The sequence below is a fragment of the Pseudomonas sp. Z1-12 genome, from assembly GCF_051132015.1.
GTDB lineage: Bacteria > Pseudomonadota > Gammaproteobacteria > Pseudomonadales > Pseudomonadaceae > Aquipseudomonas > Aquipseudomonas zanjanensis.
Genome location: NZ_CP071647.1, coordinates 4,914,042 through 4,936,257, shown reverse-complemented (window position 1 = coordinate 4,936,257; position 22,216 = coordinate 4,914,042). Strand labels below are relative to the sequence as shown.

Genomic DNA, 22,216 nt, shown 5'->3' with positions numbered 1-22,216 from the left:
GTCATGTCGCAACAGATTTTTTTCGCCCACGCCAATGGTTTTCCCTCGGCCACCTACGGCAAGTTGTTCGCCGCGCTGGCGCCGCAGTACCAGGTCGCGCACTTGGAATTGCACGGCCATGACCCGCGCTTTCCGGTCGACGACAACTGGCACAACCTGGTGGACGAACTGATCCATCACCTGGAACAGCAGCCGGCGCCAGTGTGGGGCGTCGGCCACTCCCTGGGCGGCGTGCTGCACCTGCACGCGGCGTTGCGCTGCCCCGAGCTGTATCGCGGCGTGGTCATGCTCGATTCGCCAGTGCTGACTCGTACCGATCAGTGGGTCATCCTGGCGGCCAAGCGCCTGGGGTTTATCGATCGCCTGACCCCGGCCGGCCGGACCCTGGGACGGCGCGAGGAGTTTGCCGACCTGGCGTCGGCCCGGCAGTATTTTGCCGGCAAGACACTGTTTCGCGGTTTTGACCCGGATTGCTTCGACGCCTACCTGCAACACGGCCTGCAACAAGTCGGCGACCGGCTGCGGCTGCGCTTCGACCCGGCCACGGAAATCAGCATTTACCGCGGCGTGCCGCACACCAGCCCGGGTCGGCCCCGTAAGCTCAAGGTGCCATTGGCCGTGGTGCGCGGCCGGCAGAGTCGCGTGGTGATGCGCCATCACACCCGTTCGGTGGGACGCATGCTCCATGGCGAATCCCTGAGCATGCCCGGCGGTCACATGTTCCCCCTCGAACGTCCACAAGACACGGCGAACCTGCTCAAGAACCTCTTCCAGCGTTGGGAAGGGCGCAGCGCATGAGCGTGGTCGAAGAGGTCCGCCTGAGCCTGCCTCACATCGAACTGGCGGCTCACTTGTCCGGTCCGGAAGACGGGCTGCCGGTGATTGCCCTGCACGGTTGGCTGGACAACGCCAACAGCTTCGCCCGCCTGGCGCCCAGGCTCGAAGGGCTGCGGGTGATCGCCCTGGACATGGCCGGCCACGGTCATTCGGGGCACCGGCCGCCGGGTGCCGGCTATGCCTTGTGGGACTACGCCCACGATGTGCTGCAAGTGGCCGAACAACTGGGCTTGAAGCGCTTCGCCCTGTTGGGGCATTCCATGGGCGCCATCGTGTCGCTGGTGCTGGCCGGTTCCCTGCCGGAACGGGTGACGCACCTGGGGCTGATCGACGGGGTGATTCCTCCGACCGCCAAAGGTGATAACGCGGCCGAACGCATGGGCATGGCCCTGCAAGCCCAGTTGGATTTGCAGCAAAAACGCAAGCCGGTATACAAAACCCTCGACCGGGCCATCGAAGCGCGCATGAAGGGGCTGGTGGCGGTCAGCCGTGAGGCTGCCGAGTTGCTGGCCCAGCGCGGCCTGATGCCGGTGCCGGGGGGGTACACCTGGCGCACCGACAACCGCCTGACCCTGCCATCGCCCCTGCGCCTGACCGAAGAGCAGGCCATGGCGTTCGTTGCCCGGGTCGCTTGTCCAACGCATCTGGTGGTGGCGGCCGACGGCATGCTTGGCCAACACCCGGAGCTGCTGGAGCGTCTACCCTTCAGTCATGAGCAGTTGCCCGGCGGCCATCATTTGCACCTGAACGACGAGGTCGGTGCCGGGCTTGTAGCAGACTGTTTCAATCGGTTCTTCACCGTTCCTTGACTTGCGCCGGGCAACTGTCGAGGCTGAGCGGGTTGAAAAGGAGACAACCATGACAGACCTCTGTTTGCCAGCTTCGCCGTGCATCGACGACGCCCGTTGCGTTCAAGCGTCCCAGGCCAAGCCGATCCGATGAAATTATCCGTTCACTCACTCGTCCTGCTGGCGCTGGCCTGCCTCAGCCCGGCGTCGTTCGCCGTCGATGTGCCGGGCAGTCGCGACCTGGAGCGCGTGCCGCGCATGCCCGATGCCCAGATCGTCGATTACCGGCAAGGCAGCGACCTGGAGCGCGTCTACCCCATGGGCTCGATCCGCAAGATCAGCGGCCAGTTGCGCTTTGACGGCCAGGTCGATGCCCGTGGGAATGTCACGTCGGTCACCTATGAACTGCCGCCGGAACATTCCGCCACCCAGGCCTTTACCGCGGCTCGCGAAGCGTTACAGAAACAGGGCGCCGAGCTGTTGTTCTGGTGCCAGGCCCGCGATTGTGGCGAAAGCAGCCTGTGGGCCAACGACGTCTTCGGCAACGCCAAGCTCTATGGCGCCGACAACGGCCAGGCCTTCCTGTTGCTGCGCCTGGCGCCGCCGGCAGACAACACGCTGATCGCGCTTTATTCCATCACCCGCGGTAATCGCAAGGCCTACCTGCATGTCGAGCAGTTCGAGGCGAACGCAGTGCTGGGGGACTTGCTGCCGACATCGGCCACGCTGTTGCGCCAGCTCAAGGACACCGGGGTCCTGGACTTGCCGCGTCTTGCCGGTGAGCCGGACGACACCTGGTTGCGCCTGTTGTCCCGGGCGCTGAACCTGGACACGGGCCTGCGGGTCAGTATCGCCGGTTCCCGGGCCGAGGACTGGCGTGAGGCACTGGCGGGCCAGGGCGTCCGGGCGGCGCGCATGGAGGCCGCCAGCGGCGAGGCGGCGGGCTTGCGCCTGGAACTGCTGCGCTAAGCTGTGTCGGGGCAGCGGTTTTTACGCCGCTGTCTCGGTCCTGTTCATTTTTTCGAGACCCTACATGCTCAATAACGATCGGCTGTTGGTGCAGATCCTGCTCCTGGTGTTGTTCGGCGCAAGCCTCTGGGTCATGGCGCCGTTCTGGTCGGCGCTGTTCTGGGGCGCGGTGCTGGCGTTCGCCAGTTGGCCGTTGATGCGCCTGCTGACCCGCTGGGTCAATGGCCGCGAATCCCTGGCGGCGGCGTTGCTGACGGTGGGCTGGATGCTGTTGGTGGCGGTGCCGCTGGTGTGGCTGGGTTTCAACCTCGCCGACCATGTGCGCGATGCCACTGCGTTCATCAAGGACGCACAAGTCGATGGCTTGCCGGAAGCACCCGACTGGCTGGCCGGCGTGCCGCTGGTGGGCGGGCGGCTGGTTGGCATCTGGAACAGCATCGACCAGCAGGGCGCGGCCATGATGGTGTCCATCAGGCCGTACCTGGGACAGGTCGGCAACTGGCTGCTGGCACGTAGCGCGCAGATCGGCGGGGGCATCCTCGAACTGACCCTGAGCATCGTGTTCGTGTTCTTTTTCTATCGCGATGGCCCACGTCTGGCGGTGTTCGTCCATGGGCTGCTGGAGCGTCTGATCGGCGACCGTGCCGGTTACTACATCGAACTGGTGGCCGGTACGGTGCAGCGGGTGGTCAACGGCGTGATCGGCACCGCGGCGGCCCAGGCCGTGCTGGCGCTGATCGGCTTCCTGATCGCCGGGGTGCCGGGAGCACTGGTGCTGGGGATCGTCACGTTCCTGCTGAGCCTGATTCCCATGGGCCCACCCCTGGTCTGGATCCCCGCTACGGCGTGGCTGGCGTGGAAGGGCGAATACGGGATGGCGGTGTTCCTCGGCATCTGGGGCACGTTCATCATCAGTGGCGTGGACAACGTGCTCAAACCCTACCTGATCAGCCGTGGCGGCAACCTGCCCTTGGTCATTGTGTTGCTGGGGGTGTTTGGCGGGTTGATCGCCTTCGGTTTCATCGGCCTGTTCATCGGCCCGACCCTGCTGGCGGTGGCGTACAGCCTGTTGACGGACTGGAGTAAAAGCCAGGTGCGGTAGTTTGAGTGTCGAGTACCTCGTGGCGAGGGAGCTTGCTCCCGCTGGGTTGCGAAGCGACCCCAAACCAATACCTCGGTCAGCCTGACACTCCGCAGTGCCTGGTTTCAGGACTGCTACGCAGCCCAGCGGGAGCAAGCTCCCTCGCCACGGGTTTATCGTCGACCCATCAACCGCGAACCGGGCTCCCGAGGTGTACACAAAACCTCCAGATCAGCGCTGACCCCCTGTGGGAGCGAGCTTGCTCGCGATGTGGCCCTGTCGGCCAACATTGATAGCGACTGACATACCGCTATCGCGAGCAAGCTCGCTCCCACAGGGGAAATAAGGGGACGATGAGATTTACCGATCATCGGGTCCCGCACGGGCGCTCGTTCCGCTACAATGCGCGCCGATTTCGACTTGCCTGAGAGCCCGCTCATGTCCGCCTGCCAGACGCCCATCATCGTCGCCCTGGATTTCCCCACCCGTGACGCCGCCCTGAAGCTGGCCGACCAGTTGGACCCCGCGCTTTGCCGGGTCAAAGTCGGCAAGGAACTGTTCACCAGTTGCGCGGCGGAAATTGTCGGGACCCTGCGTGACAAGGGTTTCGAAGTGTTCCTGGACCTGAAATTCCACGATATCCCCAACACCACCGCCATGGCCGTCAAGGCTGCGGCGGAGATGGGCGTGTGGATGGTCAACGTGCATTGCTCCGGTGGCCTGCGCATGATGGCGGCCTGCCGTGAAGTGCTGGATCAGCGCAGCGGCCCGAAACCGTTGCTGATCGGCGTGACCGTGCTGACCAGCATGGAGCGCGAGGACCTGGCCGGGATCGGCCTGGACATCGAGCCCCAGGAGCAAGTGCTGCGCTTGGCGGCGCTGGCGCAGAAGGCCGGCCTGGACGGTCTGGTCTGTTCGGCCCTGGAAGCCGGCGCCTTGAAAGCGGCTCACCCGACGCTGCAATTGGTAACCCCTGGGATTCGTCCGGCGGGCAGCGCCCAGGACGACCAACGTCGCATCTTGACTCCGCGCCAAGCGCTGGATGCCGGCTCCGACTACCTGGTGATCGGTCGCCCGATCAGCCAGGCCGCCGATCCGGCCAAGGCCTTGGCGGCGGTCGTGGCCGAACTGGCCTGAGCAAACGCCGAGAATCCCCAATGTGTGAGCGAGCTTGCTCGCGATAGCGGTAGGTCAGTCGATATCAATGTTGACTGACCGGGCCCCATCGCGAGCAAGCTCGCTCCCACAGTTGTTTTGTGTCAGGCCTTAACCTGCATCCACAGCTGATGCGTGTCAGACCTTGAGGACGAGCTTCCCGAAGTTCTCCCCGCTGAACAACTTGGTCAGCGTCTCGGGGAAGGTCTCCAGTCCTTCGACGATGTCTTCCTTGCTCTTGAGCTGACCCTTGGCCATCCAGCCGGCCATTTCCTGCCCGGCGGCAGCGAACTGCGAGGCGTAGTCCATGACCACGAAACCTTCCATGCGTGCCCGGTTGACCAGCAGTGACAGGTAATTGGCGGGGCCTTTAACCGCTTCCTTGTTGTTGTACTGGCTGATGGCGCCGCAGATCACCACGCGGGCCTTGAGGTTCAGGCGGCTGAGCACGGCATCGAGGATATCGCCCCCGACGTTATCGAAATACACGTCCACGCCTTTGGGGCATTCGCGCTTGAGGCCGGTATGGACGTCTTCGTTCTTGTAGTCGATGGCGCCGTCGAAGCCCAGTTCATCCACCAGGAATTTGCATTTGTCGGCGCCGCCGGCAATGCCCACCACGCGACAGCCTTTGAGCTTGGCAATCTGCCCGGCAATGCTGCCCACCGCACCGGCGGCCCCCGATAGCACCACGGTCTCGCCGGCCTTGGGCGCGCCGACGTCCAGCAGGGCGAAGTAGGCGGTCATGCCGGTCATGCCCAGGGCGGAAAGATAGCGGGGTAGCGGTGCCAGTTTCGGATCGACTTTGTAGAAGCCTCTTGGCTCGCCGAGGAAATAATCCTGCACGCCCAAGGCCCCGTTGACGTAGTCCCCGACCGCGAAACCCGGGTTGTTCGAGGCGATCACCTGGCCGACGCCCAGTGCTCGCATCACTTCACCGATGCCGACCGGCGGGATGTAGGATTTGCCCTCGTTCATCCACCCGCGCATGGCCGGGTCCAGGGACAGGTATTCGTTCTTCACCAGGATCTGGCCGGCTGCCGGTTCGCCCACCGGGACTTGCTGATAGGTGAACGTCTCGCGGGTCGCGGCGCCTACCGGGCGTTTGGCGAGCAGGAACTGGCGATTGGTCTGGGCGGTCATGGTTGGCACTCAAGATGAATGAAGTCTTGTTGATAGACCTTCGAAGCATTTGCCGCAAGCTTTGCCGATACAGCGAATGGAGTTCGATCCAACACAGTGATAGTTCGCCCAGGGGCCTTATCACTGGCGCCCATGAATGCTCAAACGGCAGTTGGATAGTGCTGCCGTGCTCTCGGGAGCTGCGGCTAGACTGGTCATCTCCCGCATTCTTCGAGGAACTGACAATGAGCATGACGTTTTCCGGACAGGTCGCCGTGGTCACGGGCGCCGCCGCTGGCATTGGCCGCGCTACCGCTCAGGCCTTTGCGGCAGAGGGCCTGAAAGTCGTGGTGGCCGACCTGGACGCAGCGGGCGGCGAGGGCACCGTGCAGTCGATTCGTGATGCGGGCGGTGACGCGGTGTTCGTGCGCTGCAATGTCACGCTGGAAAATGAGGTGCAGCACCTGATGGATGAGGTGATCAGGACCTACGGTCGCCTTGACTATGCCTTCAACAACGCCGGGATCGAGATCGAGAAGGGCAAGTTGGCCGACGGTACCCTCGATGAATTCGACGCGATCATGGGGGTCAATGTGAAAGGCGTCTGGTTGTGCATGAAGTACCAGTTGCCTCTGTTGCTGGCCCAGGGCGGCGGCGCTATCGTCAACACGGCCTCGGTGGCCGGCCTGGGCGCAGCGCCGAAAATGAGCATCTATGCCGCCTCCAAGCACGCCGTGATCGGCTTGACCAAATCGGCCGCCATCGAATATGCCAAGAAGAAGATCCGCGTGAACGCGGTCTGTCCGGCGGTGATCGACACCGACATGTTCCGTCGGGCCTATGAGGCAGACCCGAAAAAAGGAGAGTTCGCCAATGCCATGCACCCGGTGGGGCGTATCGGCAAGGTCGAGGAAATCGCCAGCGCCGTGCTGTACCTGTGCAGCGACGGCGCGGCGTTCACCACCGGCCATTCCCTGGCGGTGGACGGTGGGGTTACGGCGTTCTGAGGACGCTTCCCTTGGCTTGTAGGACGAAGCCCGCACTGGTTGCGGGCTTTTTCTTTGGGGGGTGGAAACGGTCTATCAATGTGTTTCAAAGAGTGAGAATCAGCGGTTTTGGCGACTTTGTCGTACATCGCTCGGGGGTGGCCTGTGCTTAACTGTTTCCGGAAATAAAACAAACGCTTAGGAGCTTGGTTACTCATGGAGTTGAGAATCGACCGGCAGGCCTTGGTGCCTGTCGTGCAGCAAATCGTCGACGCGCTGACCGGATGGATCCGACAGGATACGGTGCAACCAGGGACTCGCCTGCCGTCCGTGCGTCAACTGGCGCGGCAGAACCTGCTCAGCCAGTCCAGCGTCAATGAAGCGTGTGAGCGCCTGGTTGCCCAAGGCCTGCTGGCGTCCCGGCATGGTTCCAGCTTTTTTGTCGCACCATCCCCTGCGCCCGGGGTCGTGTCCACCGACCCGAGTCGCCAGCAGGACACGTTCGCTGAAGGCGGTGAAATCCCGCAATGGGCGTTGCCGCTGGGGTGTGGCGGGTTGCCCGAGAGCTGGCGTGAAAGCGATGACCTGGGCTATGCGATCCGTCAGGTCACCCGCACCGATATGGCGGGGTTGTTCAACTACAGCACGCCGTTGGGGCTGCCCGCCTTGCGCGAGCAACTGTCCAGGCGCCTGAAGCAATTCAATATCGAGGCCGATAAAGACTCGATCCTGACCACCGCTGGGGCGACCCAAGGGCTGGACCTGATCGTGCGGACACTGTTGCAGCCAGGCGCTTGCGTGATAGTGGAGAGCCCAGGCTATTCAAACCTGTTCGACCTGCTCCGGTTGCACAAGATCGAGATGCTCGAACTGCCCAGGACCCCGCGCGGTCCGGACGTCGATGTGCTGCAAGACTTGTTGGCGAAACACCGGCCCAGCGCGCTGTTCGTCAACAGCGCCTGCCACAATCCGACCGGCACCAGCCTGGCCCCGGCCGTGGCCCAACGGTTGCTGCAATTGACGAAGCAACACGCCGTGCTGGTGATCGAAGACGATGCCTATGGTGACTTCCAGAACTCGGCGCGGACCCGGCTGGCGGCGCTGGATGCCGACGTGGTCTACGTGGGCAGTTTCTCGAAGACCCTGAGCAGTTCGTTACGCGTCGGTTTTGTGGTGGCCGGGCCGTCCATCATTGCGCGTCTGAGCGAGGTCAAGGGCATTACCAGCATGGGCGTGTCGCGGTTCTGTGAGTCGGTGCTTGCCAATCTCCTGGCCAACGGGGCCTATCGCAAGCTGGTCCAGCGCCAGCGGCAACGCCTGGGCGTCGATACGGCGGCGCTGTTGCAGGTATTGGAGGATGCCGACTGGGAGGTGTTTGGCAAACCCACCGGAGGGCTTTTCATCTGGGCGAAACCGCCAATCAGTGACTACGCTGGATTACAGCGTCTGGCCAGGCGCTTCGGTGTGCTGCTGTCTTCGTCTACGGCCTTCAGTCCTTCAGGCGCTGACAGCGACTGGCTACGGATCAACGTGGCCTATGCCCGTGATCCCCGGGCGCTGGTTTTTTTCCGGGCCGCAACGCTGGATCGACCTCAAGCGTCCTGAAAACGACGAGGCTGTAGCTTTTTGCCATTATTCCGACGCCAGCATCTTGTGTTGCAGGGCGTCTCGTTGCGAATCTGCAATCAACACACACTGGCAGAGGACTGGGCGCAATGATTTCGGCCGTGCAAGGACGTTTTGCCAACCTGGGTATGGCAAAAAAACTGGGTATCGGATTTGTCCTGGTGCTGCTGTTGACCGCTGTGGTCGCGGCCATCGGCGTCTGGTCCCTGCAAACCATCAGCCATCGTTTCGGTGGCCTGAAACAGATGTCGTCCCTCAACAGCGGGTTGCTCAAGGTCCGGCTGCTGGAGCAGGAGTACGCCTCGCGTTCCGACCCCAAGACGGCCGATGCCCTACGCCAGGGGGTCGACGGGCTTGTGGCCCTGGCGAACGAGCTCAAGACACAGTCGGCTGCCAATGTGCCGGTGATGAATGACGTCGAGCAGGCGCTGGGCGCGTACCGCAAGGCGTTCGACGAGTTTGTCGGGTTGAGCCAGAGCAAGGACCTGGCACTGGAAATGGCCAGTTGGTCGGTGTCCAGCGTGGCCAACAACCTTGATGTGTTGCAGGCCGGGCTGGCGGATGACGGTACCTATACCTTGAAAGACTCCGAAGGCAAGGAGGGGGCCGAATTCATCGAGCAGGCCAACCAGATCAGCGAAGTGTCGCGGTTGATGTTGCAGGCCATGAATGAAGCACGGGTCCGCCTGGACCAGAGCCGCAAAGGCAATGTCGAGGGCGCCGGAGAAGGCAGCATTGAACAGGCCGAGCAGGCGATGAAACAGGCCGAAGCGCTCAAGACCGCGGTCAAGGACCCGGGTTACCAGACCGTGCTGAACGAAGTGGCCGGGCACATCGCCGGCTTCAACCAGCAACTGGCCGAGTACACCGGGCTGCTGGCGAAGGAGAAAATCGTCTATCAGCAACTGCACGAGCGGGCCGACCAAGTGGTGGCGCGGGTCGACCAGGCCTTCAGTGCCGAAGACCAGGCCATGCAGGCAGAATTGAAGAAGAACTCGCTGCTGATCGTTGGTTCGTCGGCCTTGGCGTTGCTGGTGGGGTTGATCGCGGCGTGGGTCATCACGCGGCTGATCGTGACGCCGCTGCGCAGCGTCATTCGCGTTGCCCAGCAGATTGCGGCGGGTGACTTGAGCGCCACGGTCGAAGTGACGCGCCGGGATGAGATTGGCCAGTTGATGCTGGCCATGCAACAGATGGGCGCAGGGCTGAGCAGTATCGTCAGCGGCTTGCAGGCCGGGATCGAGCAATTGGCCAATTCGGCGCAGTCGCTGTCGGCGGTGACCGAGCAGACCAACCTGGAAGTCAGCAGCCAGAAAGAGGAAACCGAGCAGGTCGCCACGGCCATGAACCAGATGACCGCCACCGTGCACGATGTGGCGCGCAATGCCGAAGAAGCGGCACAAGCGGCCCAGACGGCCGACGACAAGGTCGAAAGCGGCCAGCAGGTGGTGCGCCAGAGCATGGTGCGCATCGAACAACTGGCCGATTCGGCGACGTCGGCCAGTTCCAGCATCGAAAGCCTCAGCGCCGAGATCCAGAACATCGGCACGGTGCTGGAAGTGATCAAGAGCGTGGCCGAGCAAACCAACCTGCTGGCGCTCAATGCCGCTATCGAGGCGGCCCGCGCCGGGGAACAGGGCAGGGGCTTCGCGGTCGTGGCCGATGAAGTGCGGGCCCTGGCCAGGCGCACGCAACAGTCCACCGAGGAAATCGAGCGGCTGGTGAGCGCCTTGCGTTCAGCGGCCCAGGCCTCCGTTCAGCAGATCCAGAGCAGCGGCGAACTGGTGAAGATGGCGGTCAGCGACGCACTGCAGACCGAGAGCGCCTTGGGCAGCATTGCGGCGGCGGTGTCGTTGATCCAGCAGATGAACCAACAGATCGCCGCGGCGGCCGAGCAACAGAGCTCGGTGGCCGAAGAGATCAATCGCAGCGTGACCAGTATTCGCGCCAGCGCCGATCAATCCTCCCTGGCGATGCGCGGCAATGCCGCATCCAGCATCGAACTGGCGCAGTTGGGGGTTGAGTTGAAAGGGATGGTGGGGCATTTCAGGTTGTAAGCCGGTGGCGGCTCGGCACCGATACTTGTGGCGAGGGAGCTTGCTCCCGTTTGGGTGCGAAGCACCCACCGCTCAAGGACCGTTGCGCCCGAAGTGTCGGGCCGGCCCAGCGGGAGCAAGCTCCCTCGCCACAAGGGAACTCGATCCGGCCCATAATCTCAGTCGTAGACCTTCTTCTTTTTCCACTCGTCGTTTATTTCGTCGTCCTTCAAGCCCTCAGTCAACTGGTTGACCTCGCCCTCGACCGGCTGGGTGCTGGCCAGGACCTGGGCATTGGCGCGGGCCAGGAGTTTTTCCAGGTAGGCCAGTTGTTCGGCGTAGACCTGGGGTTCCTGTTGCTTGCGCAAGTACTGCACGCCGCGCTCGAAGGCAAGGCGGGCCTGCCCGGGTTGTTCCTGCTGCAACGCCTGCTGGCCGAGATTGTTGAAGAACTCGATGTGCAGCAGCACCAGGATATGCCGCACTTCGCGGATCCAGCGCTTGGCTTCGTTGGGCGGCAGGAAACCGTCCTGGGCGGCGCGGGTGATCTGGCCGTGCAAAGCCTCGAGCAGAAAACGTACGTCCTTGGCCTTGGCTTCGGTCTGGATCGGTGCCGGCGGATTGTTCACCGGGATCGATTCACCTTGGGCGGCCAGTGCGCTCAATTCGTCCAGGCGTGCCTTGACCGTGGAATTGGTTTTCTCCAGGTTCAGCAAGCGCTGGCAGACGTTCATCTCGAGGCGGGTCATCAACAACTTCAGGGCAGGGGTCATCAACTGCCCGGGAAAGGTTTCGGTGAGCTCGCCACAGCGACGCATGCGGTCGTTGAGTTCTACCTTGGTGCGGGCCTTTTCCAGCTTGTTGTTTTCCACCACGTGGTTCATGTAGCCAATGGCGATCAACAGGGCGATCCCGGCTACGACGAGCAGGGTGATCATGAGTGGTGTCACCGGTAAGACCTCTTTATTAGGGTACGCATGTCATGAGTGTAGTGGCTTGGCTTTTAAGCGCATAGGCCCGAGCGACGCGATTAGACGGGCGTCGTGCTGTTTATAGGAAGCATAACCGGGTAGGAGCACATTGCCATCATTTGCCGGGCGCGACTATAGCGTCTCGGCGGGCGACAGAATATAGGCGTCAGAGACCGGACGAGGGAAATGCGTGGATCGCCCCCTCAAACCGGGCGAAGTCATTGATTTAAATAAATTTATATCTGGGGGTTGACGACCCTTCAATCCATCCATAGAATGCGCGCCACTTACAGCGTAAAGCACTCAGCCAAACGCTGTAAGCAGTGAATGTTGTACGTGTGTCCCCTTCGTCTAGTGGCCTAGGACACCGCCCTTTCACGGCGGTAACAGGGGTTCGAGTCCCCTAGGGGACGCCAATGCGGGAATAGCTCAGTTGGTAGAGCACGACCTTGCCAAGGTCGGGGTCGCGAGTTCGAGTCTCGTTTCCCGCTCCAATTTAAACAGCGTTGCTTTCGGGCAAGGCTGAGTGAAGCCAGAGCCGACATCTTCGGATGCGGATTTGGGCACTGAAATACACACCATGTGTTTCAGTTAGTGTGTCCCCTTCGTCTAGTGGCCTAGGACACCGCCCTTTCACGGCGGTAACAGGGGTTCGAGTCCCCTAGGGGACGCCATTTGCGGGAATAGCTCAGTTGGTAGAGCACGACCTTGCCAAGGTCGGGGTCGCGAGTTCGAGTCTCGTTTCCCGCTCCAAATTCAAAAAAAACGCCGCTCATATGAGCGGCGTTTTTTTATGCCCGTAAAAAGGTCGTCCAGCGCTCTTGTGCCTACAACGAGCGATTTTCGTTGTCTGAGGAGACTGGCGGCGCTTTACCTTAAAAATGAAGGTGAAGCGAAATTACTTCATGCAAAACTTAAGGGAAAACCTTAAGGAAGATTAATAGTTCATTCCTAAAAAAAAGCACTTCTCCTAACCTTCCAGTACCCATTCTGGAGGTGCACTTATGCTGGTTTTTATTAAATCGATGGTCATTGGGCTATGTATTGCAGCCCCGGTGGGACCCATTGGGCTGTTGTGCATACAAAGAAGCCTGATGCAGGGATGGAGGGCAGGTTTCGCGACGGGATTGGGGGCGGCCACCGCCGATTCGATCTATGGATTCATCGGGGCCCTGGGGGTCACGGCCATCATCGCGACGCTCATCAGCTTTAAACCTTGGTTGTGCATCTTCGGCGGGCTATTCCTCGCCTATATCGGCTATCAGACAATACGGTCGAAAGGCGGCGCGACCGCCATGGCGGGTGAGCGGGCCGATATGTTCAAAGCCTACTCGACCACGCTGTTCCTGACCCTGTCGAACCCCATGACCATCTTGTCGTTTATCGCGATATTTGCTGCGTTGAGCGATGGCATGGCCGGCGGCCAAGGCGGCCAGCACGCCTTGTTGCCGATGGTGACCGGTATATTCCTGGGCTCGGCGGCCTGGTGGCTGGGGTTAAGCGGGTTTTCCTCCATTTTCAAGGCCCGGATTGCCGAATCGAAGCTACGACTGATCAACTATTTTTCAGGGGCGACCATCGCCGTTCTGGGGGCGTATCAGGTCGCCACGGGTGTCATGCTGGCGACGGCAACCTGATCGAAAATGATGCACAAAAGAGGTCCTACTGCCGCCTGGACTCAACATACGCCTTGAATCTACTTATTGCCTGGGTGACGTCTGAGGCGGTGGCATTGCTGAATGAAAGCCTGACTTGGTTAGCCGCCTCATTCGTCAGCGAAAATAAAGTGGTCGGGAAGACGATCACTTTGAACTGCTGGGCGCATTCGCGCATTTCAGCTTCGCCAAAGACGAAAGGCAGCTGCACGTTGATAAAAAAGCCGCCTGCCGGATGGTTCCAACTGACCGATCCTTGAACGCCGGCCTTGAGCGGAAATTCACGTTCAAGGCATTCAAGCATGTGGTTCCTTTTGTTCGTATAGGACAACACCCTGGGCCGGTTCAGCCCCTTCAGCGAGTAGTCGTTCTCGATCAGCACGCCGGCGACGACCGCTTGGCACAGGGCTGGAGTGTTGACGGTGATCAGGCTTTTGGCCTTGCACAACCTCGTGTTGAACGACATGACACCTGGGCCCTGCGGAGCGACCACATAACCCATGCGCAAGCCCGGAAAAATCGATTTGGCAAAGGAGCCGAGCAAGAACACCCGGCTGCTGTCGATGGACTTCATGGATGCAATGGCAGCGCCTTCGTACCTGAAGTAGCGGTAGGCCGTGTCTTCAAGGATGAAAAAGTTCTTTTCCCTGGCCAAGGCAAGCATGGCTGTCCTGGCGTGATAGGAAAGGCTGTCGGCGGTCGGATTGCTGAAGTCTGGAACGGCATAAAGTGCTTTGATTTGTTCTCCTCTGGATTCAAGTGATTCAACGATCTTGCCCAGGGCGATCGGGTCTAGAAAAGCCGCCATGGGGACTGGGACGATCTTTATGTCCAGCAGTTTTGCGATGCCGGTGATCCCGGAAAACACCGGGTCAGGCACCAACAACACCCCGCCGCCTTCAAAGATGGACAGGAGCGTCAAGGTGCAGGCTTCCTGAAACCCCAGGCACACCACGATGCTTTCAGGATTGGAGACGGTTATCCCTTCATCCACCTGTAAATAGGTGGCGATCGTTTCATTGATGATCCCAGAGGTTTTTCCATATTGGCAAAGCAGCGTCGCCAGCGATTGCTCGGTGCCGGCGACATGATGTTTGTAGTGGGCCAGGCCCTTGTCGATGAGCGCCGGGTCGCACTGCTGATCATCGGGTCGACCGGAAGCCAGTGAAATGGCCTGAGGGTTTTCTTGGGCGATGGAATTCAGAAGGTGGATAACGTTCAGGATGGGGTCGTCGAATATCGTGTTTTCGAATGCGCCGGTCACTTTCTTTGCTCCATAAAAAAGCAACGAGCCATTGAAGGCTCGTTGCTCGTGATGACACCGCTACGCAGGATCTTTCTGATCGACCTTGCTTTCCATGGTTTCGAATGCCTGGAGCAGATCCTCCTTGAGGTCGTCGAGATCCTCCAGGCCAAAGCACAATCGAACCAGGCCCTTCTCGATGCCCATGTCGGCTTTTTCCTGATCCGTCATCGAGGCATGGCTGCCACTGAAGGGCTGGGCGACCATTGACGTGACGCAGGCCATTCCAGTGCCCGTGCCAAACCATTTGAGCGCGCTGGTGAACGTTTTGTAAAACGGCACCAGGTCCGGCCGAATATCAACAAACACAATGCCGCCATAGCCGGTCAACTGCTTGCCATCGATGCGTGGGTAATAGACATGCTCGATGAAAGGCAACTCACGCAAATAATTGAGCATGCTTGCGGTCGTCTGGCTGTGTTTTTCCATGCGCAGGTTGAACGTCTGCATGCTCCTGCGCAGCAACCAGGCGCTATTGGGGGTCAGTATCGTGCCTGAATAAAAGCGGCCCTCAAGGAGGCGGTTATAGATCGTCTCATTGTTGACCAGCACCAGGCCGCCCATGACATCACTGTGTCCGGAGAAGTATTTGGTTGCGCTGTACAGGGAAATGTCGGCGCCAAAGTTCAACGGCTTCTGGAATATCGGCGTGGCCCAGGTATTGTCAACGACCACCAGGGCCTGCGGGTTGTTTTGCTTGACGGCCCTGCTGACGGCATGGATATCAATGTCTTTCAGGAACGGGTTGGTCGGTGTTTCGAATATCACCATGTCGACGTTCGCCGGCAAGGCCTTCAAACCCTCGGCCGTGGTGAGATCCAGAATCGTCAGGTGCGCGCCGATACGTGCCGCATAGCGCTGGAACATTTTATAAGAGCAGCCATAGATGTATTTGTTGATGACCAGTGAAGCCCCCGGTTTCAACAGTTCCAACACCATATAGATCGCGCTCATCCCGGTGCTGTAGGCCAAGGCATATTCGCTGCCCTCCAGGGACGCGACGACCTGTTCCAATTCAGTCACATTGGGGTTGGCTTTCCTTGAGTAGAAGAAGGCCGAGTCCGCGTTGAACGCACTGCACTGATAAATAGGCGTTACCGAAGGGTGAGCGTCCCGGTCATCCACCTTGATATGAAGTATTTCAGTTGACACTTTCATGCTTGGCTGACCAGTTTGATGACCTGTTCATACATGTTCTGCTTGCCCTCGTAACCTACGGTTGGGGTGATGTCATTTTGCGAGATGCCGATCTCTTCGATCGACTCAGTCGGGAAGTGAGCCCGGTCGAAGACTTCATGAAGGTTCGAGTTCACGCCGTTGGGGAGCCAGACCTCAGGACCGGTTTCATCGATGCGTGCCTTGGCAATGATGAATCGATAGCTTTCATGGGCCCGCAAGGTCAGCGATTTCCACTCGCTGTTATGCCCGTCCGTATAGTTGCGTCGCAGGTAGACCGTCTGTTCGAAGCCCTCGGTATTCAGCACTTGGGCGTGCAGCGACACGATGTCTCCGTGCCATTCGAACTTGCGCTTCTCATAGGCGCTCAGCGCGTCCTCGCACAGCTCGACAGGGGCATACGCCTGGTGCTCGCCGAGTAATTTGAAGTGCGCATCATGCCCGCATTGGGAGCAGCACCCCTTGCTGTCCAGTCCGATGATGTCCGCGTTCAAGCCATACCGGGTGACGAGCAGGGCGTTACAGTGGTTGCAACTGGTATTGGTCCCTTCGACATCATTCACGTTACCCAGGTAGACGTGCTCGACGCCCATGCTCCGAGCGACGTCCCGAGCCTTCAGCAGCCTGTCCACAGGTGTACGGATGCTGTTGCTCATTTTGTAGTCGGGGTGAAACCGGACGAAGTGCAGCGGTACGTTCGGACCCAGTTCATCCAATACCCACTGGCTGATTTTCCGGGCCGTTTCCTCGTCGTCGCTGATGTCGGTCACCATCAAGGTGCTGACTTCGACATATTTGCCAGCGTCATAGACTTTCTTGATACCCGCCAGGACGGGTTCTACCCAGCCAGTGGTGACCTTGCGGTAGTACTCCGGAGAGATGGATTTCAGCGAAATCGAGAAAATATCGATGACCGGCAGTAATTCATCGATGGCTTCTTCACTGATGAAAAACGCCGATTTATAAAGATTGATCAGGCCGGCTTCCTTGGCCAGCTTTGCTGTGTCGAGGATGAATTCATGCCAGACAACCGGATCGTTATAGGTCCAGGAAATGACGCGTATGCCGTGCTTGAGCGCGGTCTCCACCACCTGCTCGGGGGTGTAGTAGTAAACGTCCTTGTCGGTGACGTACTTGGCCTGTGACGTCTTCCAGTTGTGACAGTAGCCGCAGTTGAGCATGCAGCCGATATTACCCAGGGACAGGATCCGCTCACCGGGGGCAAAGTGGAAAACGGCTTCGGTTTCGATTGTTTCTTCGGTGCTGTGGACGCCCTTGCCATAGTTCAATGTAACGAGCCTGCCCCCACGGTTTCCGCGTACCTTGCAGAACCCTACCTTGCCTTCCTGGATGACACAGTTGCGTGGGGAAAGATGACACTTCACGGCACCCCCGGGAAGTATTTCTTCGAGTTTTGCCGGGCTGCTTTCCAAGGTCCAGTTTTTATTTTTTGCAGTGTCCATCTTTCACTCCTCATCACGGAAGTTGCCATCAATAGCATCGGTTTAAAAAGTCGAGGCGAAGCCATCCTGCCGCCCTATAGGGCAGTCATGTTTCTTATTAGTAAGCGGATGAAGCGCTCATCAATCCATAGTTCTTAAGTGCAAAGCGCCTGGCATTCATGTTCATGAACGGTTGAATAAGCGGGCCAATTACCAGCAGGAATGCAATCGTTCCTATACCGAACGGCCCGCCTAAAAGCCAACCGCTGGAAAAGATGCCGATTTCAATGATCATTTTGGCTTTGGTGAATGACCAGTTCCATTTGGATACCATGGTCAATACCACAAGATCCATGATCCTGATGCCAATACCGCTCATGATGATCAATGCGGATGAATAGGCACATAACATCAGCCCCGAGGCCAATAACGCGTACTCGTTCATCCTGGCGATCAAGTACTCTCCGAGCCCCAGCCACGACCAGAGATCAATCAGCAGTCCGGTCAGCGTCGTGGTAATAAAGGGGCTTATCGGCGGGTATTTTTTGTTCCAGAGCATCCACCAGGTCAGGAAGAACAGCGACACGATAGCCGAACAAACACCCATGCCGAGCATAAGCATTTTATCGATCGAGATGATCAAGACGTCTAGAGGATCGGTACCCAGTTGACTGATGATGAAACACTTGGCACCCAGCGAAAAGAAGCTGACGCCCATCAGGTACATCAGTATCTGATCTTTCTTGAAGTGGCGGAGATTTAGGACTTGCGTGCCAATATGCTGAAACAACGGGTGAGGCTTTTTTCCACACTTTTTCTTTTCATCTTCCATGCGAACACCATCCCTGGAGAGAATATTTTATTATGAGTGCGTCACGCTAAAGAGCAGGGCTGTTGATTACCCAGATTCTTTTTCAGGTTTTTCAGGCTGGGAATAGACTAGCGCGCTGCTTTATTTTGGTGCATGCTTTTTTTAATGAAAAATGCGGGGTTTTCATTAAAATTTATACTTTGAACCGGGGAAAACGCACATGGATCGTATAGACGTCAAAATCCTGGGTAAGGTACAGGACTGTGGTCGCATTTCCATCACAGAGCTTTCCAAGCATGCTGGGCTTTCTATTCCTGCCACCAATGACAGGTTGCGCAAACTTGAAGACTCCGGGGTCATCAAGGGCTATTGCGCTCAGTTGGATCCTACCAAACTGGGCTACGGCATATCGGCCGTCGTCGGCATCACCACCCTCAAGCCGGCAAAAGCCAAATTGATCGCGACGCTCACCGACATACCCGAGGTCGTCGAGTGCCTGCACATCACGGGGAATGACTCCTATCTGATCCGGATCTACGCCAGGTCCATGGCTGAGATCGAGGACATCATCGCGAAAATCAACGCGTACGGCGAGACGCGGACCAGCATTGTCCTGTCCATTCCAATCGAGAGAAGAAAGCTCGCGCCATGAGCCTGAATATCAACCCTCAAGGCTGTGCACCAGGTTTTCAATCGCTTCCAGGGCCGCCTCATCCGGAGGCTCTGGTGCAGGACTCGCGCTGCGCATCTGGTACGCGAGACGGTACTCGCTGGGCGTGCAACTGGCGTATTGCTTGAAGGCGCGGGCGAAGTAGGAGGGGTCCTTGAAGCCGGCCTCATAGCCGATGCTGGTGATGGGCATCTGGCTGTTGTCGAGCAGTTCCTTGGCGAAGCTCATGCGTTTGTTCAGTACGTAGTCGGTGAAGCCGAGCCCGTTGGCTTCCTTGAACACCCGGCTGAAGCGAAACGTCGTCATGCCACAGCGCTTGGCCAGGTCGCGCTGATCGATGCTGTCGCGAAAATGCTGGTCGATGTACAGCATGATGTGACTGAGGGCCTGGTGCTTCTGGTGCCCGGAGGTCAAGCGAATGCTGTCCGGCAGGGTCGGGGAGTGGTCGATCTGCGAGGTTCTTCCCCGGCCGCTGGTAGTGCGGCGCAGCTCACACAACTGGACCACGGCGGTGAGGTAGCGCTTTCGCTCGGCGACGGACAAAGGCAGCACCATGTATTCCCAGACGCTGGAGCGCATCGCCCACACCGCCAGTTCCTCGGAGTGCTGCACGGTGAACATGGTAACGGGGGTGCCGGGAACGGTCCGCTTGATCTCCAAAAGGCGTCGCAGGCCCGGCGTGTCCGGGCGGTCGAAATGGATGCAGATCATGTCGACCTGTTCCGTGCTGGGCAGCATGGCGTTTTTTGCCAGCGTGCAGTCGCAGGTGTCCCGGAACTGGGAGACGAGTTCCTGGGTGGACCGATCATGGGTCAGATCGAACCATAACAGCTTTGGCTTTCCAGTCGGATTGGGTGCCATAGGACGACTACTCACAGGTTCTTTCTGCCCTTTAGCTAGCAGTATTGTCACTGTGCTATCACTTCGCCGGATTATTTTTTATAAAAATCCAATTTCTTCACGTCATCCGCTCGCGGGACGTCTGCCCGGGGCTGTCGCAGGGGGCGAATTCCCCGCGCCGGTCTCTTCCCCAACCCGCGCAAAAAAATCCTAGCGATGTGCAAAATCCTCCTAACGGCAATGACCACCCGCTGACTAGGGTTGCATCAGGCAGTTCGCAATGTACTGCCTCTTGAGCAAACAACCCCAATGAGGTGTGCGAAATGACTCTTCAAACAATCAAGGCTTCGGTAGTGAAGTTCGCCAAAGATGAAGATGGCCTGACCATTGTGGAATACGCCGTGGCCGGTGGGTTGATCACGGTGGCGGTGGCGGCGATGTTCGGCTTGCTGGGTGGCGCCGTAAATACCCGGATTACCGCACTCTGCGCCGCGGTCAAGGGCGCTGCTTGCTGACAACCGCCCCCTGTCGGGAATGGGATGAAGCCCATCGAGGCGTCGGTTTCAGCAGGATCTGATAAAGCTTCGAAGTAGTTGCTCAATGGGCTTCGCGTTGTTCTTGATCAGCCGGCTTTATTGCCGTTGAAGTGAGGTAAATGACATGAAAGTTCAAAGACTGAGCACTTCGATAGTTAAGTTTATCGACGATGAAGATGGCCTGACCATTGTGGAATACGCCGTGGCCGGTGGGCTGATTACGGTGGCGGTTGCCGCGATGTTCGTTCTGCTAGGCGGTGCGGTGAATGATCGGATCACTGCACTTTGTGCCGCGGTTAAAGGCGCTGCCTGCTAACCCCAACCGCACTATGGAGACGCATCATGTCCATGGAATTGCTGATGTTGACGGTATTGCTGCTAGGACTGCTGGGTGTGGCGGTGGTGAGCGATCTGCGTCGCCACCGCATCCCCAACACGCTGGTCCTGGTGGGTATTGCCCTGGGATTGGCTGGCCAGGTCTATACCGGCGGGATCGGTGGCCTGGGCGACAGCCTGCTGGGCATGCTGATCTGTTTCGGGTTGTTCCTGCCCATGTATGCGGTGGGTGGCATGGCCGCCGGCGATGTCAAGCTGATGACCATGGTTGGCAGCTTCCTGCCTTTTCATTACGCACTGTGGGCGGCGCTGTTCAGCCTGATCGCCGGCGGTGTATGCGGTTTCCTGATCGTCCTGGCCCGCGGCCAACTGCTCCAGACCCTGGGACGCTACTGGTTGATGGTGCGAGCCCAGTCCTACCTGGCGCCGACGTCGGATGAAGTGGCCGGCAAACCCTTTCCTTATTCGATTGCGATCCTGATCGGTACTTTGAACAGCGTCTACTGGCAACTGGTTGCCGGCGGCTGGGGAGTCTAGTCATGCACGTCATCAACGATAGCGATGCGTACCCCAGCGAACGGGAAGCGGTCCAACGCCTGGCACCCCAGCCATGCACCATTCGCGACACCGGCCTGAGCGACAGTTTCCTCGGTGAGCTGGTGTGCAAGCACCTGCACGATGGCGGTGTGCTGGACATGTCGCGGCTGGTGGAGCGCCTGGCCCTGACCGGCGCGGTACTGGAAGAAGTCCTGGCGTTCCTGCGCAAGGACGGTCGCGTCGAAGTGCTGGGTCAGTTGGGCCAGACCGGCGGGCAGACGTTGCGTTATGGCCTGACCGAGCGCGGCCGCAGCTCCGCCCGTGATGCCCTGGCCCGCAGTGGCTATATCGGCGCGGCGCCGTTCCCGGTGAGCACCTATCGCTCGCTGATCAAGATCCAGACCATTCACCACGGCCGCATCACTGCCAAGGACATGCACCAGGCCCTGGCTGGCCTGGTGCTGAGCCAAGGCATGCTCGACCAGTTGGGCGTCGCCCTCAATTCCGGGCGGGCGATCATGATCTACGGCCCGGCGGGCACCGGCAAAACCTACGTCAGCAGCCGGCTGATCCGGTTGTTCGCCGAAGCCATCTGGGTGCCCCACGCGATTGTCATCAACGAGTCGGTGATCGAAATCTACGACCCACAGGTGCACCAGCGCCTGGATGACAACAGCCAAACCAACAACCTGATGCTCAACGAAGGCATTGACCGCCGGCTGCTGTGCTGCAAACGCCCGATCGTCATCACCGGCGGCGAGTTGAGCATGGAGCAGTTGGATGTGCGCTACGACCCGTTCACCCGGCAATACCAGGCGGCGTTGCAGCTCAAGGCCAGCAACGGCCTGTTCATCATTGACGACATGGGTCGCCAGCGCATGGCCCCGGCCGAGTTGCTCAATCGCTGGATCGTGCCCATGGAGGAGAAGCGCGACTTCATCAACCTGGGCGGCGGTCGGCATTGCGAGTTGCCGTTCGACCTGGTGCTGGTGTTTTCCACCAACCTCAATCCCCTCGAATTGGCCGACGAGGCCTTCCTGCGGCGCATTGGCTACAAGGTCCAGTTCGGCTACCTCAAGCCCGAGGAGTACGAACGCATCTGGCGCCAGGAATGCGAACGCCTGGGCATCCCCTATGACCCGTTGTTGGTGCGTTATGTCCTGCAGCGGTTGTATGGCGGCGAAGGCATGCCGCTGGTGCCTTGCCATCCCCGTGACCTGTTGAACATGGCGCTCGACCGCCAGCGTTACCTGGGCGGTTCCGGGCCCCTGTTGCCTCAAGAGCTGGATTGGGCCTGGCACAACTACTTCGTTCAGCTCGACTTCCTTTGATCTGGAGA

21 protein-coding genes, 4 tRNA genes and 1 pseudogene are annotated in these 22,216 nt (G+C 59.5%); 19 read left to right on the top strand and 7 right to left on the bottom strand.

Annotated features, from left to right (window positions below; translation table 11 throughout):
• Nucleotides 1-3: 3 nt before the first annotated feature.
• The 5 genes from J3P85_RS21315 (at nt 4) to pyrF (ending at nt 4,812) form a co-directional block, all read left to right on the top strand.
• On the top strand, nt 4-798 hold the full coding sequence (locus J3P85_RS21315; RefSeq protein WP_057451981.1) for an alpha/beta fold hydrolase: 795 nt from the start codon (nt 4-6) through the stop codon (nt 796-798).
• Nucleotides 795-1,646: an alpha/beta hydrolase gene (locus J3P85_RS21310; RefSeq protein ID WP_434703385.1), complete on the top strand. Its 852-nt coding sequence runs from the start codon at nt 795-797 to the stop codon at nt 1,644-1,646. The genes J3P85_RS21315 and J3P85_RS21310 overlap by 4 nt, the downstream gene beginning before the upstream one ends.
• A 129-nt stretch (nt 1,647-1,775) precedes the next feature.
• Nucleotides 1,776-2,594, top strand: a complete 819-nt coding sequence (locus J3P85_RS21305) for a DUF4892 domain-containing protein (protein ID WP_434703383.1) — start codon at nt 1,776-1,778, stop codon at nt 2,592-2,594.
• 64 nt (nt 2,595-2,658) lie between these two features.
• Nucleotides 2,659-3,696, top strand: coding sequence for an AI-2E family transporter (locus J3P85_RS21300; protein ID WP_434703381.1), 1,038 nt, complete (start codon nt 2,659-2,661; stop codon nt 3,694-3,696).
• A gap of 417 nt (nt 3,697-4,113) precedes the next feature.
• Nucleotides 4,114-4,812, top strand: a complete 699-nt coding sequence (gene pyrF / locus J3P85_RS21295; RefSeq protein WP_434703379.1) for an orotidine-5'-phosphate decarboxylase — start codon at nt 4,114-4,116, stop codon at nt 4,810-4,812.
• A gap of 156 nt (nt 4,813-4,968) precedes the next feature.
• Here pyrF and J3P85_RS21290 read toward each other — a convergent pair whose 3' ends face one another.
• A complete protein-coding gene (locus tag J3P85_RS21290; RefSeq protein ID WP_434703378.1) occupies nt 4,969-5,973 on the bottom strand; it encodes an NADP-dependent oxidoreductase in 1,005 nt (334 codons plus the stop codon).
• A gap of 224 nt (nt 5,974-6,197) precedes the next feature.
• Between J3P85_RS21290 and J3P85_RS21285 the strand changes: the two genes are divergently transcribed.
• The 4 genes and pseudogenes from J3P85_RS21285 (at nt 6,198) to J3P85_RS21270 (ending at nt 10,621) form a co-directional block, all read left to right on the top strand.
• Nucleotides 6,198-6,959 carry an SDR family oxidoreductase gene (locus tag J3P85_RS21285; RefSeq protein ID WP_434703377.1) on the top strand — a complete coding sequence of 254 codons (762 nt, stop codon included), beginning with the start codon at nt 6,198-6,200 and terminating at the stop codon, nt 6,957-6,959.
• A gap of 195 nt (nt 6,960-7,154) precedes the next feature.
• Nucleotides 7,155-8,543 (top strand): PLP-dependent aminotransferase family protein, encoded by a 1,389-nt coding sequence (locus J3P85_RS21280; RefSeq protein ID WP_434703375.1) that lies wholly within the window; start codon nt 7,155-7,157, stop codon nt 8,541-8,543.
• 110 nt (nt 8,544-8,653) lie between these two features.
• A pseudogene (locus tag J3P85_RS21275) lies at nt 8,654-9,712 on the top strand (methyl-accepting chemotaxis protein); the annotation flags it as partial.
• A 27-nt stretch (nt 9,713-9,739) separates the two neighbouring features.
• Nucleotides 9,740-10,621, top strand: a complete 882-nt coding sequence (locus J3P85_RS21270) for a methyl-accepting chemotaxis protein (protein WP_411387543.1) — start codon at nt 9,740-9,742, stop codon at nt 10,619-10,621.
• Between the two features lie 158 nt (nt 10,622-10,779).
• On the opposite strand, the gene J3P85_RS21265 is transcribed toward J3P85_RS21270, so the two are convergent.
• Entirely contained in the window at nt 10,780-11,538 is a 759-nt protein-coding gene (locus tag J3P85_RS21265) for a hypothetical protein (protein ID WP_186708088.1), read from the bottom strand.
• A gap of 373 nt (nt 11,539-11,911) precedes the next feature.
• Here J3P85_RS21265 and J3P85_RS21260 point away from each other — a divergent pair.
• The 5 genes from J3P85_RS21260 to J3P85_RS21240 all read left to right on the top strand — a co-directional run bounded on the left by J3P85_RS21260 (nt 11,912) and on the right by J3P85_RS21240 (nt 13,208).
• Nucleotides 11,912-11,987 (top strand) — tRNA-Glu (locus J3P85_RS21260).
• Nucleotides 11,988-11,989: 2 nt separating this feature from the next.
• Nucleotides 11,990-12,065 (top strand) — tRNA-Gly (locus J3P85_RS21255).
• A 104-nt stretch (nt 12,066-12,169) separates the two neighbouring features.
• A tRNA-Glu gene (locus J3P85_RS21250) sits at nt 12,170-12,245 on the top strand.
• A 3-nt stretch (nt 12,246-12,248) separates the two neighbouring features.
• Nucleotides 12,249-12,324: transfer RNA gene (locus J3P85_RS21245), tRNA-Gly, on the top strand.
• Between the two features lie 251 nt (nt 12,325-12,575).
• On the top strand, nt 12,576-13,208 hold the full coding sequence (locus J3P85_RS21240) for a LysE family translocator (RefSeq protein WP_434703373.1): 633 nt from the start codon (nt 12,576-12,578) through the stop codon (nt 13,206-13,208).
• A 25-nt stretch (nt 13,209-13,233) separates the two neighbouring features.
• Here the strand turns inward: J3P85_RS21240 and J3P85_RS21235 are convergent, their stop codons facing one another.
• The 4 genes from J3P85_RS21235 to J3P85_RS21220 form a co-directional block, all read right to left on the bottom strand.
• Nucleotides 13,234-14,490: a PLP-dependent aminotransferase family protein gene (locus tag J3P85_RS21235; protein WP_434703372.1), complete on the bottom strand. Its 1,257-nt coding sequence runs from the start codon at nt 14,488-14,490 to the stop codon at nt 13,234-13,236.
• A gap of 60 nt (nt 14,491-14,550) precedes the next feature.
• Nucleotides 14,551-15,687 (bottom strand): PLP-dependent transferase, encoded by a 1,137-nt coding sequence (locus J3P85_RS21230; RefSeq protein WP_434703370.1) that lies wholly within the window; start codon nt 15,685-15,687, stop codon nt 14,551-14,553.
• Nucleotides 15,684-17,168: an AmmeMemoRadiSam system radical SAM enzyme gene (gene amrS, locus J3P85_RS21225; RefSeq protein ID WP_434703368.1), complete on the bottom strand. Its 1,485-nt coding sequence runs from the start codon at nt 17,166-17,168 to the stop codon at nt 15,684-15,686. Before amrS ends, J3P85_RS21230 begins: the two co-directional genes overlap by 4 nt.
• Nucleotides 17,169-17,265: 97 nt before the next feature.
• Nucleotides 17,266-17,979 carry a YczE/YyaS/YitT family protein gene (locus J3P85_RS21220; RefSeq protein ID WP_434703367.1) on the bottom strand — a complete coding sequence of 238 codons (714 nt, stop codon included), beginning with the start codon at nt 17,977-17,979 and terminating at the stop codon, nt 17,266-17,268.
• A gap of 199 nt (nt 17,980-18,178) precedes the next feature.
• Here J3P85_RS21220 and J3P85_RS21215 point away from each other — a divergent pair, with 199 nt between their 5' ends.
• Entirely contained in the window at nt 18,179-18,610 is a 432-nt protein-coding gene (locus tag J3P85_RS21215; RefSeq protein WP_060741195.1) for an Lrp/AsnC family transcriptional regulator, read from the top strand.
• Nucleotides 18,611-18,619: 9 nt separating this feature from the next.
• Here the strand turns inward: J3P85_RS21215 and J3P85_RS21210 are convergent, their stop codons facing one another.
• Nucleotides 18,620-19,489 (bottom strand): response regulator transcription factor, encoded by an 870-nt coding sequence (locus tag J3P85_RS21210; protein ID WP_434703365.1) that lies wholly within the window; start codon nt 19,487-19,489, stop codon nt 18,620-18,622.
• Between the two features lie 302 nt (nt 19,490-19,791).
• Between J3P85_RS21210 and J3P85_RS21205 the strand changes: the two genes are divergently transcribed.
• The 4 genes from J3P85_RS21205 to J3P85_RS21190 all read left to right on the top strand — a co-directional run bounded on the left by J3P85_RS21205 (nt 19,792) and on the right by J3P85_RS21190 (nt 22,208).
• The gene (locus J3P85_RS21205) at nt 19,792-19,983 is read left to right on the top strand and encodes a Flp family type IVb pilin (protein ID WP_434574717.1); all 192 of its coding nucleotides are present in this window, start codon (nt 19,792-19,794) and stop codon (nt 19,981-19,983) included.
• 145 nt (nt 19,984-20,128) lie between these two features.
• Nucleotides 20,129-20,320, top strand: coding sequence for a Flp family type IVb pilin (locus J3P85_RS21200; RefSeq protein WP_434574719.1), 192 nt, complete (start codon nt 20,129-20,131; stop codon nt 20,318-20,320).
• 26 nt (nt 20,321-20,346) lie between these two features.
• The gene (locus tag J3P85_RS21195; protein WP_434703363.1) at nt 20,347-20,877 is read left to right on the top strand and encodes an A24 family peptidase; all 531 of its coding nucleotides are present in this window, start codon (nt 20,347-20,349) and stop codon (nt 20,875-20,877) included.
• A gap of 2 nt (nt 20,878-20,879) precedes the next feature.
• Nucleotides 20,880-22,208, top strand: coding sequence for an AAA family ATPase (locus tag J3P85_RS21190; RefSeq protein ID WP_434703362.1), 1,329 nt, complete (start codon nt 20,880-20,882; stop codon nt 22,206-22,208).
• Nucleotides 22,209-22,216 lie beyond the last annotated feature (8 nt).

Bases quoted from the DNA above. Each gene is read 5' to 3' on its own strand.
- J3P85_RS21315 (WP_057451981.1), top strand. From the start codon at position 4: ATGTCGCAACAGATTTTTTTCGCCCACGCCAATGGTTTTCCCTCGGCC.
- J3P85_RS21310 (WP_434703385.1), top strand. From the start codon at position 795: ATGAGCGTGGTCGAAGAGGTCCGCCTGAGCCTGCCTCACATCGAACTG.
- J3P85_RS21305 (WP_434703383.1), top strand. From the start codon at position 1,776: ATGAAATTATCCGTTCACTCACTCGTCCTGCTGGCGCTGGCCTGCCTC.
- J3P85_RS21300 (WP_434703381.1), top strand. From the start codon at position 2,659: ATGCTCAATAACGATCGGCTGTTGGTGCAGATCCTGCTCCTGGTGTTG.
- pyrF (WP_434703379.1), top strand. From the start codon at position 4,114: ATGTCCGCCTGCCAGACGCCCATCATCGTCGCCCTGGATTTCCCCACC.
- J3P85_RS21290 (WP_434703378.1), bottom strand. From the start codon at position 5,973: ATGACCGCCCAGACCAATCGCCAGTTCCTGCTCGCCAAACGCCCGGTA.
- J3P85_RS21285 (WP_434703377.1), top strand. From the start codon at position 6,198: ATGAGCATGACGTTTTCCGGACAGGTCGCCGTGGTCACGGGCGCCGCC.
- J3P85_RS21280 (WP_434703375.1), top strand. From the start codon at position 7,155: ATGGAGTTGAGAATCGACCGGCAGGCCTTGGTGCCTGTCGTGCAGCAA.
- J3P85_RS21270 (WP_411387543.1), top strand. From the start codon at position 9,740: ATGCTGGCCATGCAACAGATGGGCGCAGGGCTGAGCAGTATCGTCAGC.
- J3P85_RS21265 (WP_186708088.1), bottom strand. From the start codon at position 11,538: ATGATCACCCTGCTCGTCGTAGCCGGGATCGCCCTGTTGATCGCCATT.
- J3P85_RS21240 (WP_434703373.1), top strand. From the start codon at position 12,576: ATGCTGGTTTTTATTAAATCGATGGTCATTGGGCTATGTATTGCAGCC.
- J3P85_RS21230 (WP_434703370.1), bottom strand. From the start codon at position 15,687: ATGAAAGTGTCAACTGAAATACTTCATATCAAGGTGGATGACCGGGAC.
- amrS (WP_434703368.1), bottom strand. From the start codon at position 17,168: ATGGACACTGCAAAAAATAAAAACTGGACCTTGGAAAGCAGCCCGGCA.
- J3P85_RS21220 (WP_434703367.1), bottom strand. From the start codon at position 17,979: ATGGAAGATGAAAAGAAAAAGTGTGGAAAAAAGCCTCACCCGTTGTTT.
- J3P85_RS21215 (WP_060741195.1), top strand. From the start codon at position 18,179: ATGGATCGTATAGACGTCAAAATCCTGGGTAAGGTACAGGACTGTGGT.
- J3P85_RS21210 (WP_434703365.1), bottom strand. From the start codon at position 19,489: ATGGCACCCAATCCGACTGGAAAGCCAAAGCTGTTATGGTTCGATCTG.
- J3P85_RS21205 (WP_434574717.1), top strand. From the start codon at position 19,792: ATGACTCTTCAAACAATCAAGGCTTCGGTAGTGAAGTTCGCCAAAGAT.
- J3P85_RS21200 (WP_434574719.1), top strand. From the start codon at position 20,129: ATGAAAGTTCAAAGACTGAGCACTTCGATAGTTAAGTTTATCGACGAT.
- J3P85_RS21195 (WP_434703363.1), top strand. From the start codon at position 20,347: ATGTCCATGGAATTGCTGATGTTGACGGTATTGCTGCTAGGACTGCTG.
- J3P85_RS21190 (WP_434703362.1), top strand. From the start codon at position 20,880: ATGCACGTCATCAACGATAGCGATGCGTACCCCAGCGAACGGGAAGCG.